The sequence below is a fragment of the Pseudomonas sp. AL03 genome (assembly GCF_029960815.1).
GTDB lineage: Bacteria > Pseudomonadota > Gammaproteobacteria > Pseudomonadales > Pseudomonadaceae > Aquipseudomonas.
The window spans coordinates 1-2,056 of record NZ_JASBRE010000064.1 but is presented as its reverse complement, the minus strand read 5'-3'; the positions used below and the strand labels follow the sequence as shown (position 1 = coordinate 2,056).

Annotated in this window: 2 protein-coding genes; both read right to left on the bottom strand. The window is 58.7% G+C overall.

The genetic code is table 11. From position 1 onward, the window contains the following. Positions 1–1,063: amino acid ABC transporter permease (locus QK293_RS27315; RefSeq protein WP_282383427.1), on the bottom strand; the 1,063-nt coding region annotated here is incomplete at its 3' end. A gap of 65 nt (positions 1,064–1,128) precedes the next feature. Continuing rightward, a partial coding sequence (locus tag QK293_RS27310; RefSeq protein WP_282383425.1) for an amino acid ABC transporter substrate-binding protein occupies positions 1,129–2,056 on the bottom strand: 928 nt, incomplete at its 5' end.

The window sequence follows — 2,056 nt, the reverse complement described above, 5'->3', positions numbered from 1 at the left end:
GGTTCAGCACCGTACCGGCAAACAACGAGACCATTTCCGGATAACCGATACCGGCCGCCAACGAGGAGTTCTTCGCCAGGTTCAGGTATTGGCTGGTCAGCGGTGGAATGATCACGCGCAGGGCTTGCGGGATGATCACCTTGCGCAGCGTCGGACCGTTGCGCAAACCCAACGAGTGCGCCGCTTCGGTCTGGCCGTGGCTGACCGACTTGATGCCCGAACGCACGATCTCGGCGATGAACGCCGCGGTGTACACGGTCAGGGCCAGGGTCAGCGCCAGCAGTTCAGGGATCAGCACCCAGCCACCGACGAAGTTGAAGCCCTTGAGCTCCGGCATTTCCCAATGCACGGGGGCGCCGAAGATCAGCGCACACAGCGCCGGGATCACCAGCAACAGCGCCAGGCCGGTCCAGAACTTGCGGAACGGAACGCCGGTGGCTTCGAAGCGTTTGTTGGCCCAGCGGCACATCAGCACGATGGCGACGATGGCCACGACGACGCTGACCACAAACGGCCAGAAACCGTCCGCCGCCAACGCTGCGGGCATATTCAGGCCGCGGCTGCTGACGAAGAAGGTGTCGCCGAAGTTATGGCTGTTGCGTGGCCCTGGCATGGTCAGGAACACCGCGAAGTACCAGAACAGGATTTGCAGCAGCGGCGGAATGTTGCGGAAGACTTCCACATAAACAGTCGCCAGTTTGGCAATGATCCAGTTCTTCGACAGCCGTGACACACCGACGATGAACCCGAGGATCGTCGCCAGGATCACGCCGATGAAAGTCACCAGCAGCGTGTTGAGCAAGCCGATGACAAACACCCGGGCATAACTGTCCGATTCGGTGTAGTCGATCAGGTGTTGAGCGATGCCGAAACCGGCACTGCGCTCCAGAAAGCTGAAGCCGGAGGTAATGCCCCGGTGCTGAAGGTTGGTCTGTGTGTTATCGAACAGATACCAGCCCATCGAGACCACCGCCACAATGGTGATGATCTGAAATAGCCACGCACGCACTTTCGGATCGCTGAGGCTGAGCCTCTGCTTTGGTGCGCCGATTGAATTTTGCATGAAGTGCCCCGCAAATAATGGAACAGAACATCACCCGGCGGTTGGCCCACCGGGTGATAGAACCATCAGCGCACTGGTGGTGCGTATTGAATGCCGCCGTTGTTCCACAGAGCGTTCAGCCCGCGGTCAATGGCCAGTGGAGTGCCCTTGCCGAGGTTTTTCTCGAACACTTCACCGTAGTTACCTACTTGCTTGACGATCTGAACGACCCAGTCTTTCTTCACTTTCAGGTCTTTGCCGTATTCACCATCAGCGCCCAGCAGACGAGCAACGTCCGGGTTCTTGGTGGCTTGGGCTTCAGCTTCAACGTTTTTCTGGGTGATGCCCATTTCTTCAGCGTTGAGCATCGCGAACAGGGTCCACTTGACGATGCTGAACCACTCTTCGTCGCCTTTACGCACGACCGGGCCCAGAGGCTCCTTGGAGATGGTTTCCGGCAGAACGACGTAGTCGGTCGGGGTCGCCAACTTGCTGCGTTGTGCGTAGAGCTGGGATTTGTCGGAGGTCAGCACGTCGCAACGACCGGATTCCAGCGACTTGGCGCTTTCATCGGAGGTGTCGAAGGTGATCGGGGTGTATTTCAGACCGTTGCCGCGAAAATAGTCGGAAACGTTCAGCTCGGTGGTGGTACCGGCTTGAATGCAGATGGTGGCGCCGTCGAGCTCTTTAGCGCTCTTCACACCCAGTTTGTTGTTCACCAGGAAGCCGATGCCGTCGTAGTACGTTACGCCGGCAAACACCAGACCCATGCCCGAATCGCGCGAGCTGGTCCAGGTGGTGTTACGCGACAGCACGTCGATTTCGCCGGACTGCAGCGCGGTGAAGCGCTCTTTGGCGTTCAACTGGCTGAATTTGACTTTGGTCGCATCGCCGAAAACGGCAGCGGCCACAGCGCGGCAGACGTCAGCGTCGATGCCGATGATCTTGCCAGTGGAGTCTGGAACCGAGAAGCCTGGCAGGCCGTCACTTACACCGCACTGTACGAAACCTTTC